The 14,866-nt window shown below is 65.2% G+C and carries 13 protein-coding genes; 9 read left to right on the top strand and 4 right to left on the bottom strand.

Translation table 11 applies throughout. From position 1 onward, the window contains the following. The first annotated feature begins 37 nt into the window (after positions 1-37). Positions 38-1,276 carry a glycoside hydrolase family 26 protein gene (locus WMN78_RS03145; RefSeq protein WP_340531962.1) on the top strand — a complete coding sequence of 413 codons (1,239 nt, stop codon included), beginning with the start codon at positions 38-40 and terminating at the stop codon, positions 1,274-1,276. Positions 1,277-1,300: 24 nt separating this feature from the next. Here WMN78_RS03145 and WMN78_RS03140 read toward each other — a convergent pair whose 3' ends face one another. From WMN78_RS03140 to bioB, 3 genes are all read right to left on the bottom strand, one after another. Continuing rightward, entirely contained in the window at positions 1,301-1,720 is a 420-nt protein-coding gene (locus WMN78_RS03140; RefSeq protein WP_340531961.1) for a very short patch repair endonuclease, read from the bottom strand. A gap of 47 nt (positions 1,721-1,767) precedes the next feature. Further along, positions 1,768-2,202, bottom strand: coding sequence for a pyridoxamine 5'-phosphate oxidase family protein (locus WMN78_RS03135; RefSeq protein WP_340531960.1), 435 nt, complete (start codon positions 2,200-2,202; stop codon positions 1,768-1,770). A 276-nt stretch (positions 2,203-2,478) separates the two neighbouring features. Next, positions 2,479-3,501: a biotin synthase BioB gene (gene bioB, locus WMN78_RS03130; protein ID WP_340531959.1), complete on the bottom strand. Its 1,023-nt coding sequence runs from the start codon at positions 3,499-3,501 to the stop codon at positions 2,479-2,481. Positions 3,502-3,792: 291 nt separating this feature from the next. Here bioB and WMN78_RS21105 point away from each other — a divergent pair, with 291 nt between their 5' ends. Further along, positions 3,793-4,452: a DUF6318 family protein gene (locus WMN78_RS21105; protein ID WP_425341106.1), complete on the top strand. Its 660-nt coding sequence runs from the start codon at positions 3,793-3,795 to the stop codon at positions 4,450-4,452. 443 nt (positions 4,453-4,895) lie between these two features. Further along, positions 4,896-5,393, top strand: a complete 498-nt coding sequence (locus tag WMN78_RS03125; RefSeq protein WP_340531958.1) for a PKD domain-containing protein — start codon at positions 4,896-4,898, stop codon at positions 5,391-5,393. A gap of 25 nt (positions 5,394-5,418) precedes the next feature. Here the strand turns inward: WMN78_RS03125 and WMN78_RS03120 are convergent, their stop codons facing one another. Continuing rightward, entirely contained in the window at positions 5,419-6,714 is a 1,296-nt protein-coding gene (locus WMN78_RS03120) for a GAF domain-containing protein (protein WP_340531957.1), read from the bottom strand. Positions 6,715-6,886: 172 nt separating this feature from the next. Here WMN78_RS03120 and WMN78_RS03115 point away from each other — a divergent pair, with 172 nt between their 5' ends. The 6 genes from WMN78_RS03115 to dhaL all read left to right on the top strand — a co-directional run bounded on the left by WMN78_RS03115 (position 6,887) and on the right by dhaL (position 14,865). Then, positions 6,887-8,677 carry an NAD(P)/FAD-dependent oxidoreductase gene (locus WMN78_RS03115; protein ID WP_340531956.1) on the top strand — a complete coding sequence of 597 codons (1,791 nt, stop codon included), beginning with the start codon at positions 6,887-6,889 and terminating at the stop codon, positions 8,675-8,677. Positions 8,678-8,810: 133 nt separating this feature from the next. After that, positions 8,811-9,866, top strand: coding sequence for a 2,3-butanediol dehydrogenase (locus WMN78_RS03110; protein WP_340531955.1), 1,056 nt, complete (start codon positions 8,811-8,813; stop codon positions 9,864-9,866). An 82-nt stretch (positions 9,867-9,948) separates the two neighbouring features. Continuing rightward, positions 9,949-11,028 carry an alkene reductase gene (locus WMN78_RS03105; protein WP_340531954.1) on the top strand — a complete coding sequence of 360 codons (1,080 nt, stop codon included), beginning with the start codon at positions 9,949-9,951 and terminating at the stop codon, positions 11,026-11,028. A 125-nt stretch (positions 11,029-11,153) separates the two neighbouring features. After that, on the top strand, positions 11,154-11,861 hold the full coding sequence (locus WMN78_RS03100; protein WP_340531953.1) for a GntR family transcriptional regulator: 708 nt from the start codon (positions 11,154-11,156) through the stop codon (positions 11,859-11,861). A 172-nt stretch (positions 11,862-12,033) separates the two neighbouring features. Next, positions 12,034-13,038, top strand: coding sequence for a sugar phosphate isomerase/epimerase family protein (locus WMN78_RS03095; RefSeq protein ID WP_340531952.1), 1,005 nt, complete (start codon positions 12,034-12,036; stop codon positions 13,036-13,038). A gap of 72 nt (positions 13,039-13,110) precedes the next feature. Next, positions 13,111-14,865 (top strand): dihydroxyacetone kinase subunit DhaL, encoded by a 1,755-nt coding sequence (gene dhaL, locus WMN78_RS03090; protein ID WP_340531951.1) that lies wholly within the window; start codon positions 13,111-13,113, stop codon positions 14,863-14,865. Position 14,866: the final 1 nt, after the last annotated feature.

The raw sequence follows: 14,866 nt of genomic DNA, 5'->3' as shown, positions 1-14,866 counted from the left end.
TGGCCTCCGGGCCACCAGCTGATTGCGGGGGACTGCTGTGTTCAGGATCGTCAGGAGTGCTGTTACTGCCTTGGTGGTGGGACTGGGCCTGGCCCTGGTGGCCGTCCAGCCCGTCCACGCGGCCCCTGCTGCGGCGGCCGCGGCGGCCCAGGTCTACCTCAACCCGAACACCGGCCCGGCAGGTTCAGCGGTGACTGTCAGCGGAACGGGATTCAAGGTTTCCACCACGGGAACCGTGATAGTCGGGTCCGCCACTTTTTCCTTCAAGACGGCGGCCTCCGGTGCCTTCAGCACGTCCATCACCATCCCGGTTGCGGCCCCTGGACCGCTGACCATCACAGCGAAGACTTCCTCCATCAAAGCTTCATCCGTTTTCACGGTCACTTCTTCCGTTCCCGTCATCCCTCCCGTCAGCACGGCGGCGCTCCGCTTCGGGGTCGCAACCGCGGGCGGCCCGCTGGCCAGCGCCGAACTGGATGAAGTCTCACAGCTTGCGGGGGAAAGCCCGTCCAGCGTGCTTTTCTACAAGGACTTCCTGCAGGCTCCGCCCCTTGCTGAGATGAACGCCGTGCGTGCGCGCGGAGCCGTCCCGCTGATCACCTGGGAGCCGTGGGCCTGGGGCGGTGGGCTGACGCAGCCGGCCTACGCACTGGACAGGATCGCCGCGGGCGACTTTGATGCCCACATAGCTCAGTGGGGGCAGGAGCTGGCGTCCTGGGGCCAGCCGGTCCAACTGAGGTTCGCGCATGAGATGAATGGAAACTGGTATCCGTGGGCGGAAGGCGTGAACGGCAACCAGGCCGGGGACTACGTCCAAGCCTGGCGGCATGTGCACGACGTCGTTGCGGCGACCGGCGCCAGTAACGTGTCCTGGGTGTGGAGCCCGAATGTTCCGTACTCTGGCTCCACCAATCTTGCCGGGCTGTTCCCGGGCGCCAGTTACGTGGACGTCGTGGCCCTCGACGGGTACAACTGGGGGATCTCGGCGTCGTGGAGCAGCTGGATTTCGCCACAGGATCTCTTCGCGCCCGGAATAGCCCAGCTGCGAACACTCGCTCCGGGACTCCCCATACTCATCGCCGAGACCGCCTCCGCCGAAGCCGGGGGCGCAAAGGCCCAGTGGAACACGGACCTGGTCAGCTATCTTGCCGCCCAGCCGGACGTGGTGGGTTTCGTCTGGTTCCATCTGCAGAAGGAAACCGATTGGCGGATCAACAGCAGCGACGCGTCGGCCGCAGCGTTCAGCTCCGCACTGGCCGCCCGCCGCACCTCTTAGTTGCCGAGTGTTGCCGGGCCTCCTTCAGGCCAGGAACTGTTCCAGATGATCTTCCAAGGCGGAGACGTCCTTGAGCTCGCATTCCCAGACGGTGAGTACCTTCCAGCCGGACGCTTCGAGGAGCCGGCGCTGTTCGGCGTCGCGGTTTTTTGTTCGGGTGCGTTTCGTCTCCCAGAACTCCGCGTTGGCCTTGGGAGCGTGCTGACCCGCTTTACAGTCGTGGAAATGCCAGAAGCAGCCGTTGACGAAAATGACCTTGTGCCGTCCGGCGAACACCAAGTCGGGATTTCCCGGGAGCTTTCCGCCGCGCGCGCTGCCGTGCAGACGGTAGCGGTAGCCCTTCGCGTGCAGGAGGCTCCGCACCAGCAGCTCCGGCTTCGTGTTCTTGCCCCGGATCCTGGACATGTTCCAGCTGCGCCGTTCGGGAGTCAGCTGGTCAGCCATGAGTCAAGTCTAGGCGGCCGGCCAGGCCGCGAGGCCCGGCCGCAATCCTAGATTTCCCGCTCGGGATGTTCCCCGAACTGGAAGTGCCGTCCGCTGACCGACACCGGCTCGATCTCCACGTAAAAGTCCTTCAGCGTGGGAACCCAGGGCTTCAATCCGAGCGATTCCGCGGCCGCGATATCCGCGGATTGGTCAAGGACCCGCGCAGTTCCGCGAAGCACCACGGACCAGGCCTCGTCGGACAAGATGCCGTCCGTCTCAAAGAGGACTTTGGCATTGATTGTCAGCTCCGCGAGCTTGTTTCCGGGCGCGGTCCGGAGGTAGAGCTTCCGGTCGCTCGCGGCGTAGTTGACCGGAAAGATATCCGGTTCGCCTGCCACAGTCACTACCAGCCGGCCGTGCTTGGTGCCCTCAATGAGCTTCCACGACTGGTCATCGTCAAGGTTGAGAATGGGATTGCCGTCGGCATGTGTGAACATCATGTGCTTATTGTTCAGCCAGTGGCAGGCGTTGGCCAGTGTCTTAAGGACGCATTCTCATTTCGGTGGAACCATGACGGGAGCATTCAGCGGTCCAGCCTGTCGGTGTGACCTGGACTTTCATGCGGCGCCGGCAGGTGGCGCAGTAGCGCGGCGGTTCCAGCGTGAGGTGCTCGCCGCAGCGGCGGTGAACGTCCGACGTCGGGCCGGCGCCGCCGTCGGACGGTTCGCCGCAGTGTCCGCAAAACGCAGCGGTGGTCGAGTCTTTGGAAACCCCGTTCATAGTGTCTTCTGGAGTTCCTTGATGGGCATGTTGAGTTCGACCAGGAGGTTGAGATCGGCCGTGGCGGGGCGGCCGAGGGTGGTGAGGTAGTTGCCGACGATGACGGCGTTGATGCCGCCGAGGAGGCCTTCGCGGGTGCCGAGGTCCCCGAGGGTCAGTTCCCTGCCGCCAGCGTAGCGCAGCACGGTGCGGGGCATGGCGAGGCGGAACGCGGCGATCGCACGCAGAGCGTCCTTGCCGTCCATGATTCCCTGGTTTTCGAGCGGGGTTCCGGGGCGGGGGTTGAGGAAGTTCAGCGGGACTTCGTGGGGTTCGAGGGCTGCGAGCTGGGCGGCGAGTTCGGCGCGCTGTTCAAGGGTTTCGCCCATGCCGATCAGGGCGCCGCAGCACAGTTCCATGCCGGCGGCCTTGACCATGTTGCAGGTGTCCAAGCGTTCTTCGTAGCTGTGGGTGGTGACCACTTCGGGGAAGTAGCTGCGGGCGGTTTCGAGGTTGTGGTTGTAGCGGTGCACGCCCCACTCAGCGAGCTGGTCCACCTGGCGCTGGGTGAGCATGCCCAGGGAGCAGGCGATGTTGATGTCCACGGCTTCGTTGATGCGGTCGATCGCGAACTTGATCTGGTTCATGAGCTTGATGTCGGGGCCGCGGACGGCGGCGACGATGCAGAACTCGGTGGCACCGGTGGCGGCGGTTTCCTTGGCGGCCTTGACCAGTTCCGGGATGTCGAGCCAGACGCCCCGGACGGGGGAGTCGAACAGGCCGGACTGGCTGCAGAAGTGGCAGTCCTCGGGGCAGCCTCCGGTCTTGATGGAGATGATGCCTTCGACTTCGACGTCCTCCCCGCAGTGTTTCAGGCGCACTTCGTGGGCCAGCTGGAGGGCGGCGGGAAGGGCTGCGTCCGGGAGGCGGAGGACTTGCTCGAGCTGCGACTGCGTCAGGCCGATGCCGTCTTCGAGGACCTGTTGGCGGGCTGTTTCAAGGATTGCGTAGGTTGTGGCGAGGTTTCCCTGAATCGTCATTGATGCGGTCCTTTTTGCGGGTTCGGCTGGTCTCCACTGACGCTAGTTCGGGTTTTTGTTGCAGGTTTTGTGGGGAGTCAACAAAGGCTTGGCGTTGACGTTGAGGGAAAGGGGCAGCTGCGTTGATCCGGCGGTATGACTTTTCATCGATGGCCCTCGGTGGTAGACCAGAGAAAGTGCCTGTGGATAACTTTGAGCATCAAAGTGTGACCTCAGTTACCCTTTAATCGTTGTCCGGAATTGTTACCGGGCGGCTCGGACGTCTTGAAACTATCGGGGGAATAGCTGCCCATGACATCTCGTACTTCGACTCTGGCCCGGTTGCGCTATTCCGCCGCTGCAGTTTTCGCCGCCTCGGTGCTGGTCCTCACAGCGTGCAACGGAGGGGGTAACTCGCCAGGCAACGACCCCAGTTCCGCGTCGGCTTCAGCATCCGCGTCGGCCACCCCCACGCCGAGTGCGACGCCCACACCATCCGCCGTCTACAAGCCGGCTGACGCGAAAGGCAAGGCGCAGAACGTCCCGGTTCCAGTGTTGCCTGAGGCAGCGAAGGCGGAGACGAAGGAGGGGCTGCTAGCTTTCTCAGGCCATTGGTTCGACTTGCTGAACTATGCCTACGAAACTGGGGACGTCTCGCGCTTGGGGGCTGTGACATCACCGACATGTGAGCTTTGCTCGAATATCACCAACTCGCTAACGAAGAACTATGAAGCCGACAAGTGGATCGTCGGCGGAAAGTTAGTCACCCCGTCGGTTACAACGACATTCATCCCAGAATCAGATGAGACATACCAAGTCCTTGTGCAGGTGCAGCAGGCGGCTATCTCCTATATGGCGCCCGGGGGCAACGAATTCCGGTCGCCGACACCTCCGTCGGACACTGGAAATGTAATGCTGATTGAATTCAAAGACGGTGGCTGGTATCTCAGTGGGCTACACCCGGTCCGATGAAAAAGTGGATGCATTGGCGAATTCGCCTTGTTCTCTTGGCCGCCATCTGCGTCGTGTCAGTCGTCGTCCCGCCAGGGCCGGCAGTCGCAGTTGGAGACGATAGCGGCGTGGATTCGGGATTCGGGAATCACGGTGTCGACGTCGATGCTTGGACTGTCGATCCATCTACTGGGAAGGTAGGGCCGCGGGAACCCGGTGCCCCCAATACAGATCCCAACCAGTACAAATATGAACTCCAGTGCCACTTGGGCGGGGCGGACTTTGACACTCCGTGCTTGGCGCGACAGTTGGAATGCAAGAACGGCCCCGACGGCAAGGATGGAATCCCGGTCGTGTGGCTGAAAGCGCCTAAAGGAATCCCGAACCCAGCCTGGACTTTTCATTCCGGTCCGACGTGCCTCTTCGACCCCAGGCCTGAAGATCTACTTCCCCGCATCGCGGCCATGATCCAGAGCGAGTTCCAGAAACTGCCGGTGGCTGCCGGAACCGTCACTGCCCAGCCGAGTCCGCACACCCTGCGCGGCGCGGAGACAAATTTCTATGCAGACTCGGCCGAGCAACAATTCGACATCACGATCCTGGCCCAGAAGGTCCACGTCGTCGCAACACCGGTCCAGTACACGTGGAACTACGGTGACGGGACAACGTTTGGACCCCAGCCGTCGGCAGGCGGCCCACTACCGCAGGACCGGTGGGGCGAGAAGACGCGGACCAGCCACATCTACACCCAAACGGGCGACTTCCAGGTTGTGCTGACAACCCACTTTCAGGGAACGTACTCCGTCAATAACGGCCCGCCGCTGCCCATCCCCGGTCAGGGACAGTTCAGTTCGCCGCCGCAGACCGTCAGCGTGTGGCGCTCCGTCACCCGCAACTACGCCGACGACTGCATCAGGAACCCGCAGGGCCAGGGCTGCCCGGGTGCCGCGCCAGCACCCTAGGCACCAACCCGGCAGCCTAACGTCATCAGGACTGCAACTCCCGGTCCACCCGTTCCATCCGCGCCCGGACCAACTGAAAGCGGGGATCTCCTGGCCCGATGAGGCTGGCCATCGCTGTGGCTGCTTCGGTATCTGATGCACCCATGTCGCTCGCGCACCACCGCAGAATGAGTTGGGCGTCCCCGCTGGACCGGACGGACGCGCCCACGGCTTCGTTGAGTTCGTCCCGCATCAGCTCAACGGACAGGTTGGTCGAACGGTTGAGCAGCTTCGCAGGGTACGCGGCCAGCGCTTCCCTGAGCCGGCCGGCTCGCAAGTGTCCGGCGACTACGGCTGCGTCCGTGACCACGCGGATGCCCGGCGAGAAGCGGTACGGATTGGGTTCCACCACGTTGCCCAGGACTCCGCGGATTCGATGCATCTCGGTCCTGATGGCTGTCGCGGCGCCGTCCTCGCCATGAAGCTGGTACGCCAACTCATCGGCACTCCACCCCTGGGTCCGGGAGGCCAGCAGCGCCAGGATCTCGGCGCGGCGCAGGGTCAGCGGGAGCCGCGCGCCGCCGTCGACCTCGGCACCCGGCCTGTCACCCAACAACGTCAGCATCAGCGTGGAACGCACGCCGGCACTCTGCTGCCTGGCGGCCGGAGCGCCGGCAGACTTCAGCAATTCCTCGGCCAGCCGCACTCCGCAGCGCACCATGCGCAGGCTGTCCGGCGTCACCGATTCGAAGGGGCCGGAAACATCGAGCACTCCCACCACTTCTCCCGTGTACGGGTCGCGGATGGGCGCAGCCGTGCAGGCCCAGTCGTGATGGGTGCGCACCAGGTGCTCTGCAGAGAACAACTGCGCCGGTGCGCCAGTCACCAGGGCCTCGCTGATGGCATTGGTCCCGACGCCCGCTTCGGACCAGTCAGCGCCCTCGACGAACTCCAAGGAGTCGGCCAGCCTCAGCGCCTGCCCGCTGCCAACCCGCCACAGCACTTCACCCTGCTGATCGGTGACGATCAGGAGGTGGCGGCCCGCAGCGGACTCGTCAGCCAGCAACTGGGACAACGCCGGCATCACGCTTGCCAGGCGGTGACCGGCACTGAGCGAGCGCGCCTCAGATACCTCGTGCCGGTGAACCGGCCTGTGCTGGTCAGGGTCGATGCCCAGCGCCAGCGAACGCTGCCAGGACCTGATCAGGGCCGGGGAAATTGACGGATCCGGACTGCCCGAAATCGTGGCTTCATGGGCTTTGCGCAACGTGCGGGCGTACTCCGCCGGCGCGGTGAACCTCAGGTCGGGAAGATGGGTGATCGCGCCGGTGCCCTTCCGCATCCGCAGTCTCCCAACTCGTCATCGAATCGTGCCGGACCGCCCGAAGAACCGGGAAGGGGGCCGTGTCACTCGATTGTAACCCCCGGCGTCTTTTACTTGTGATGCGGGTCACGGGCCGGTCATCGCGAGGCGGACCGGGCATGGCCCACTGTCAGCAACGAAAAGAGGAATCATGCCTGAGACACCTAACGGCATCGTGGAGGCCTGGCTGGCGCAGTTCGATGAGGCGCTGCGCAGCAAGGACACGGATGCCGCCCTACAGCTGTTCGAGGACGAACCCTACTGGCGCGACTTTGTTTCCTTCACCTGGAACCTCAAGACGCTCGAGGGCAAGGCCGACATCAAGCGCATGCTGGACGCCACACTCGCGGATGTTCAGCCCACGAACTGGGCGCTCGCCGAGGATGCCACCGGCGATGCCGCGAACACCGAGGCGTGGGTGGACTTCGAAACCGCCCAGGCGCGGGGCCATGCCCATGTGCGCATCCGCGACGGCAAATGCTGGACGCTGCTCACCACCATGAAGGAGCTCAAGGGATTCGAGGAGAAGAAGGGCCCGAACCGCGAGAAGGGGGTGGCGCACCAGATCACCAAGGGCCGCAAGTCGTGGCTGGAGCTCAAAGAGGAGCAGGAAGCCCGCCTCGGATACGAGGACCAGCCGTACACGGTCATCATCGGCGGCGGGCAGGGCGGTATCGGACTGGGCGCGAGGCTGCGCCGGCTCGGGGTACCCACGATCATCATCGAGAAGAACGAGAAGCCCGGTGACTCGTGGCGGAACCGCTACAAGTCGCTCCACCTGCACGATCCCGTCTGGTATGACCACCTCCCGTACATGAAGTTCCCCGACGACTGGCCCGTTTTCGCGGCCAAGGACAAAATCGGCGACTGGCTGGAGCACTACACCCGGATCATGGAGCTCAACTACTGGTCCAAGACCGAGTGCACCAACGCCCGCTTCGATGAAGCGTCCCAGGAGTGGATCGTGCAAGTAATGCGCGACGGCGAACCGGTCACCTTGCGGCCCAAGCAGCTCGTCTTCGCGTTGGGCGTCTCCGGATACCCGAACGTTCCAGCGTTCGACGGCGCCGAGTCCTTCCTGGGGCAGCAGTACCACTCGTCCAAGCACCCGGGCGGCGGGGACTGGACAGGCAAGAAGGCCGTGGTGATCGGGTCCAACAACTCGGCCCACGACATCTGCGCGGACCTGTGGGAACACGGCGCGGAAGTCACCATGGTCCAGCGGTCCTCCACGCACATTGCCCGGAGCGAATCGCTCATGGATCTTGCGCTCGGCGACCTCTACTCGGAGAAGGCACTGGCCAACGGCGTCACCACGGAGAAGGCGGACCTCCTGTTCGCATCCTTGCCGTACCGGATCCTGCCGGAGGCCCAAATCCCGGTTTACGAAGAGATGGCCAGGCGCGATGCCGGGTTCTACTCCCAGCTTGAGGCCGCCGGCTTCGACCTGGATTTCGGCGTGGACGGTTCGGGCCTTTTCCTGAAGTACCTCAGGCGCGGCTCCGGCTACTACATCGACGTCGGCGCATCCCAGCTGATCATCGATGGCCGGGTCAAGCTCGCGAACGGGCAAGTCACCAAGATCACCGGCAACGCAGTGGTCATGGACAGCGGCGCGGAGCTCGAGGCCGACGTCATCATTTATGCCACCGGCTACGGTTCCATGAACGGCTGGCTTGCCGACCTGGTCTCGCCCGAGGTTGCCGACGCCGTCGGCAAGTGCTGGGGATTCGGCTCGGACACCCCCAAGGACCCGGGGCCCTGGGAAGGCGAACTCCGCAACATGTGGAAACCCACGAATGTCGAGAATCTCTGGATCCACGGCGGCAACCTGCACCAGAGCCGCCACTACTCCAACTACCTGGCGCTGCAGCTCAAGGCAAGGATGGAGGGCCTGCCGACACCCGTTTACGAGCTCCAGCCGAGCCACCACACCCGCTAACCAGCAGGCCGTGACAATCCCTCTCCCGGGAACCACACTGGGGTGACGGCCACCTGCTGTGACGTTCCAACGACATGCCGTGGATGCGCCTCCCGGGCGCATCCACGGCACCCCATGCGAAGGAAAAAATATCATGAAAGCAGCACGTTTCCACGCCCGCGAGGATCTCCGGATCGAAGATGTTCCGGAACCGGAGCTGCGCCCCGGAGCGGTGAAGATCGCGGTCGCCTGGTGCGGGATCTGCGGCACTGACCTCCATGAATTCCTGGAAGGGCCCATCTTCACGCCGCCGCCCGGACACCCCCACGGGCTGTCACACGAGGCCGCGCCGGTCACCCTGGGCCACGAGTTCTCCGGCACGGTGGAGGAACTGGGCGAGGGCGTGACCGGGCTCGCCATCGGAGACAGCGTGGTGGTGGAGCCCTACTTCGTCTGTGACGAATGCGGTCCGTGCCGTGCGGGCAACTACAACCTGTGCACCAACTTGGGCTTCATCGGGCTGGCCGGCGGCGGCGGGGGACTGAGCGAAAAGATCGTGGTCGACTCGCGGTGGGTCCACCCCGTTGGCGACATTCCACTCGACGAAGCCGCGCTCATCGAACCGCTGGCAGTGGCCTATCACGCCGTCGGCCGCAGCGGCGTCAAAGCCGGGGACGTCGCCGTCGTCGGCGGTGCGGGCCCCATCGGACTGCTCACGGCGGCAGTCCTGAAAGGGCTGGGGGTCACCACCGTGGTGACCGAACTGTCCGCCGCGCGCAAGGAGAAAGCCACGTCGTCCGGCGTCGCCGATCATGTCCTCGACCCCAGCGCGGTCGACGTCAAGGCGCGGGTGCTGGAACTGACCGGGGGAGCGGGCGCGGACGCCGCGTTCGAATGCGCCGGCGTGAACGCCGTTCTGGACACGATGCTCGACGTCGTCAAGCCCGCCGGAGTGGTGGTCAACGTGTCCATCTGGGGACGGCCGGCCACCGTGGACATGCAGAAGATCGTCCTCAAGGAGATCGACCTTCGCGGAACGATTGCCTACCGCGGCGACCACGCGGCCGCCATCAAACTCGTCCAGGAGGGCAAGGTAGACCTCAAGCCGTTTATCACCGGACGGATTGCATTGGACGATCTGGTGGACAAAGGCTTCGACACCCTGATCCACCACAACGACACGGCGGTGAAGATCATCGTCCACCCGTAGTGATCCGAGTCTCAGCTGGAATAGTTGCATGCGCCTCGCAGTTGGTACCGGTGGACCCAATCCGCTTTGAAAGGAACTGCGCATGCTGTTTTCCCCGTTGACCCTTGGTGAGCTTGAACTGCCCAACCGCCTGGTGATGGCGCCGCTGACCCGTCTCCGCTCGGGCGAGGAGGGAGTACCTGCCCCGATCGTTGCGGAGCACTACCGCCAGCGCGCCTCGCTTGGCCTGATCGTCAGCGAGGGCACGTACCCGAGCCCGGCCGGGCGCTCGTACCCGGGGCAGCCCGGGATTGTCACCCCGGAGCAAATTGCCGGCTGGAAGAAGGTCACGGACGCTGTCCATGCCGAAGGCGGCCGGATCTTCGCGCAGATCATGCACGGCGGGCGGGTTTCGCACGAGGACATCAACGGCGGCCACCAGGTGGTCGCGCCCAGCGCCATCGCCGTCGAGGCAGAAACCCGCACGTACAAAGGCAAGCAGGCCCACCCCGTGCCGCATGCCCTGACCTCCGACGAACTGCCCGGCATCCGCCAGGAAATCGTCCAGGGATCGCTGAACGCGATCGAGGCGGGGTTCGACGGCGTGGAGCTGCACTCCGCCAACGGTTACCTGCTGCACGAATTCCTTGCTCCGTCGTCGAACCAGCGCGACGACATCTACGGCGGCTCGCCCGAGAACCGGGCGCGCTTCGTCATCGAGGTGGTGCAGGCTGTGGTTGAGGCGGTCGGCGCGGACCGTGTGGGCATCCGGATCTCACCAGCGCACAACGTTCAGGGCGCTCTCGAAACGGATGCCGCAGATGTCCGCGAGACCTATGGCCTGCTGGTGGATGCCATCGCGCCGCTGAACCTGGCCTACCTGAGCATCCTGCACAAGGAACCCACCAGCGAACTGGTCCAGGACCTGCGTGCGCGTTTCAACGGCACCTTCCTCGTCAACACCGGGTTTGGCGTCATCACCACCCGTGAGGAAGCCATCTCGCTGGTGGCCGACGGCCATGCGGACGCCGTGGTGGTTGGCCGTCCGGCCATCGCCAACCCCGACCTCGTCCGCCGCTGGCGCGAAGGCCTGCCCGTGAACGAGCCGGACCAGGCCACCTTCTACGCCGACGGCGCAGAGGGGTACACGGACTACCCGTTCTACGAGGAATCCGCGAACTAGCCTCCTCCGGGACCGGGCTTTCGGAGGCTCCATCAGCAGGCGGGCGCAACTCCATTGCGCCCGCCTGCTCCCGTATTGTGACCTGCCATCTCCGCTGCTCCCGGCCAGCCCTATAGGATCTGAACATGCAGCGCCCCTCCCAGATCAACAGTCCCGGCAGCCGCAAAGGCAAGCCCGTGAGCCGCCAAGTGCTCGCCGACCACGTCTACGAGGAACTGCTGGAATCGCTGATGGACGGCCGGCTCGAGCCCGGCGCCACCGTCAGCATTGACGGGACAGCCCGGGACCTCGACGTCTCGCCCACCCCGGTCCGCGAAGCCCTGGCAAGGCTGGAACACACCGGCATGGTCCGTCGGGTCGCCCTCAAGGGGTACCGGGTGGCTCCAGTCTTCACGCGTGAGGACTTCGCAGAACTCATGGAGGCACGGCTCGCCATTGAGCCGGTGAATGCGCGGCTGGCCTGCGCACGGCTGACCCCCGAGCGGCTTGCCCAGCTGGAGCAGGCCGTGACCGACTTGAGAACCGCGCCGCGTGGACCGTCATTCGCTGAGTACCGGGACTACCTCGAAGCCGACGAACGCTTTCACCGGCTCATCGCCGAACAAACCGGAAACCAGTTCATGGTGGCGGCGTATGCCGCACTCGGTGGCCAGGTTCAGCGCTTCCGGCTGTTCGGCGGCGTGGGCATCACGGATGCAGAGAACGCCATCGCCGAACACCAGGCCGTCCTTGACGCGCTGGCCACGGGGGACCCCGAGAAGGCCGCATCAGCCATGGCCGAGCACGTCCGGAAGGTCCGCGGCCGCGCCATCGCCGACGCGCCGGAAGGCTAGGGCCCCCTCAGCCCACTTTCTCCCAACTGACTGGCAGTAGATGTCGTTATAGAGCCTTTTCACGACGTCTACTGCTAGCTAGTTGGGCACCCGAACCCCGAAGTGTGACCTTGACAACTCTTAGTCGATAGTAAATCCTATAGGAAACAGGATTCGCACAAGGAGTGACATCATGGCCTACACAGCCGAGAACTGGCCCATTACTGCGGCCCTGCTTCAGTTTCCGGGCACTGACGCCCAGGGAACGGATATCAACGACGCCGACGCTTCGGCCTGGGCCGAGGTCCTCACCGAGGTCAAGGAAGCCGGTTTCGCCAACGCGGACCTCACGGACAGCTGGGTGCGTCCCGGCGACCTGAGCAAGGATCGCCTGGCCGAGTTCAAGCAGACGGCGGACACAGTGGGGATCGGCGTTCCGGTCATCTCCGCCATCCGCCGCAGCGTCATCGAAGAAGGCAACTGGGAAGCCAACCTGGCCTACAGCCACCGCACCATCGACGCCGCCGCCGAACTGGGCTGCGAAGTTGTCTCCTTCGGCCTCCACCAGGCCATCACGCCCGAGCAGCAGAAGCAGCTCTGGTTCTGGACAGTTGAAGGCTACAAGGACCCGGCGGGCAACAAGGAAGCCTGGGGCAACGCCGTCAGCCGCCTCCGCGAACTCGGCCGGCACGCGGCCGAGGTGGGCGTTCTGCTCTCGCTCGAAATGTACGAGGACACGTTCCTGGGCACGGCGGATTCGTCAGTCCAGCTGGTCCAGGACATCGGCCTCGCCAACGTTGGCCTCAATCCGGACCTCGGCAACCTGATCCGCCTTCACCGGCCCATCGAGGACTGGCGCGAGATGGTGGCCAAGACCCTGCCGTACTCCAACTACTGGCACATGAAGAACTACATCCGCGACGAGGACGCTGCACGCGACATGTACGTTGCCATGCCGGCGCCGATGGAAAGCGGCCTCATCAACTACCGCGAGGCCTTCAAGCTGGCCTTGTCCGTCGGTTTCCAGGGCATCCTCTGCACCGAACACTACGGCGGAGACGGCCTCAGCGTGACGGCCAGCAACCAGGACTACCTCCGCCGCCACGTCCTTCCCAAGACGGACGGCTACACACTGGGCCGGAGCCAGGTGGCGCAGGGACGGCAGCAGCCGGCCGCCGTCGAGCTCGCCAGCGCCTAACCGGAGGCGGGGAACCAAAGCCCGCTTTCATCCCAACACCGTATTTCCCAACACGGATTCAATGAGGAAACCATGACCCAGATCTTCGACAACCCCGCAGATTTCGCGGATGAGGCACTGGACGGCTTCGTGGCAGCCAACCGCGGGTACGTTGCCCGGGTGGACGGCGGCGTGGTCCGCTCCACCGAGGTGCCTGCCGGCCAGGTGGCCCTGGTGGTGGGCGGCGGCTCCGGCCATTACCCGGCCTTCGCGGGCCTGGTGGGACCGGGCCTCGCCGCGGGCTCCGCCTGCGGCAACATGTTCGCTTCCCCGGCGGCCGGCCAGGTCTACCGCGTGGCCAAGGCCGCCAACGCGGGCGGCGGCGTGCTGCTGAGCTACGGCAACTACGCCGGCGACGTGCTCCACTTCGGCCAGGCCCAGCTGCGGCTCAACGCGGAGGGCATCGAAACCCGCACCGTCCTGGTCACGGACGACATCGCCAGCGCCCCGCTGGACCAGATCGAGAAACGCCGCGGCATCGCCGGAGACCTGACGGTCTTCAAGATCGCCGGCGCCGCGGCAGAAGCGGGACTGGACCTTGACGGCGTCGAACGGCTCGCGATCCGGACCAACTACCGCACCCGTTCGCTGGGTGTGGCCTTTGACGGCTGCACGCTGCCGGGCGCTGACGCACCGCTGTTCCACGTGCCCGCCGGCCAGATGTCGCTGGGCCTGGGCATCCACGGTGAGCCGGGGATCTCTGAACACCCGATGCCCACCGCGTCCGAACTCGCCGAACTGCTCGTCTCCAGGCTCCTTGCGGACAAGCCCTACGACGCCGGGAACCGTGTGGTGGCCATCGTCAACGGCCTCGGCACGGTCAAATACGATGAGCTGTTCCTGCTCTTCGGCAAGATCGAAAAACTCCTGACCGCCGCCGGCCTGACCGTGGTGGAACCGGAATGCGGCGAGCTGGTCACCAGCCTGGACATGTCCGGGCTCTCCCTCACCCTGCTCTGGCTGGACGACGAACTCGAGCAGTTGTGGGCAGCACCGGCCGACACGCCGGCCTTCCGCAAGGGCAACCTCGCCCCGCGGGCCCGACGCGAGCTGTCCGGACCGGACGACGCCGTGGCAAGCGAAGCGGAAGACACGACGCCGGCAGCAGCTGACCTGGGCCGGCTGGCGGCCGCCGTGCTCGCCCAGGTGCAGGGCGTCGTCGTCGAACACGAAGAGGAACTGGGCAACCTGGACGCCATCGCGGGCGACGGCGACCATGGCATCGGCATGCGCCGCGGCGTGGACGCGGCCACCGCGGCAGCACAGGAGGTCTCCACAGCCGGCGCATCGGTGGAACGGGTGCTCACGGCGGCGGGGGAGGCGTGGAGCGAACGCGCCGGCGGAACTTCCGGGGCCTTGTGGGGATCCGCGGTCATCGCGGCCGGACTCGCCCTCGGCAACAAGGACTCCTACAGCGGCGGAGACGCTGCGGACGCGGTCACCGCCTTCGTGGACGCAATCACAGCCCTTGGCAAGGCCGAGCCGGGGGACAAGACCATGGTGGACGCGCTGCTTCCGTTCCGGGACAGCTTCCTGACCGCGTTCGACGGCGGCGCGTCCGTATCGGCGGCACTCGCCTCGGCAGCGGCTGCTGCGCAGTCCGCCGCCGACGCCACCGCATCGCTCCGCCCGCTCAAGGGCAGGGCGCGGCCGCTGGCCGAAAAGAGCCTGGGCCATCCCGACCCCGGCGCGGTTTCCTTCGGGCTGATCGCCGCCCGGATCTCCGACTACCTCGATTCTGATTCCCCGCTGGCCGCCTCCGCGGCCGGAAAAGGAGTACAAGCATGAG

Source organism: Arthrobacter oryzae (genome assembly GCF_037911235.1).
Lineage (GTDB): Bacteria > Actinomycetota > Actinomycetes > Actinomycetales > Micrococcaceae > Arthrobacter > Arthrobacter oryzae_E.
Note: the sequence above shows the minus strand (reverse complement) of the source record. Positions and strands in the feature narration are given on the sequence as shown.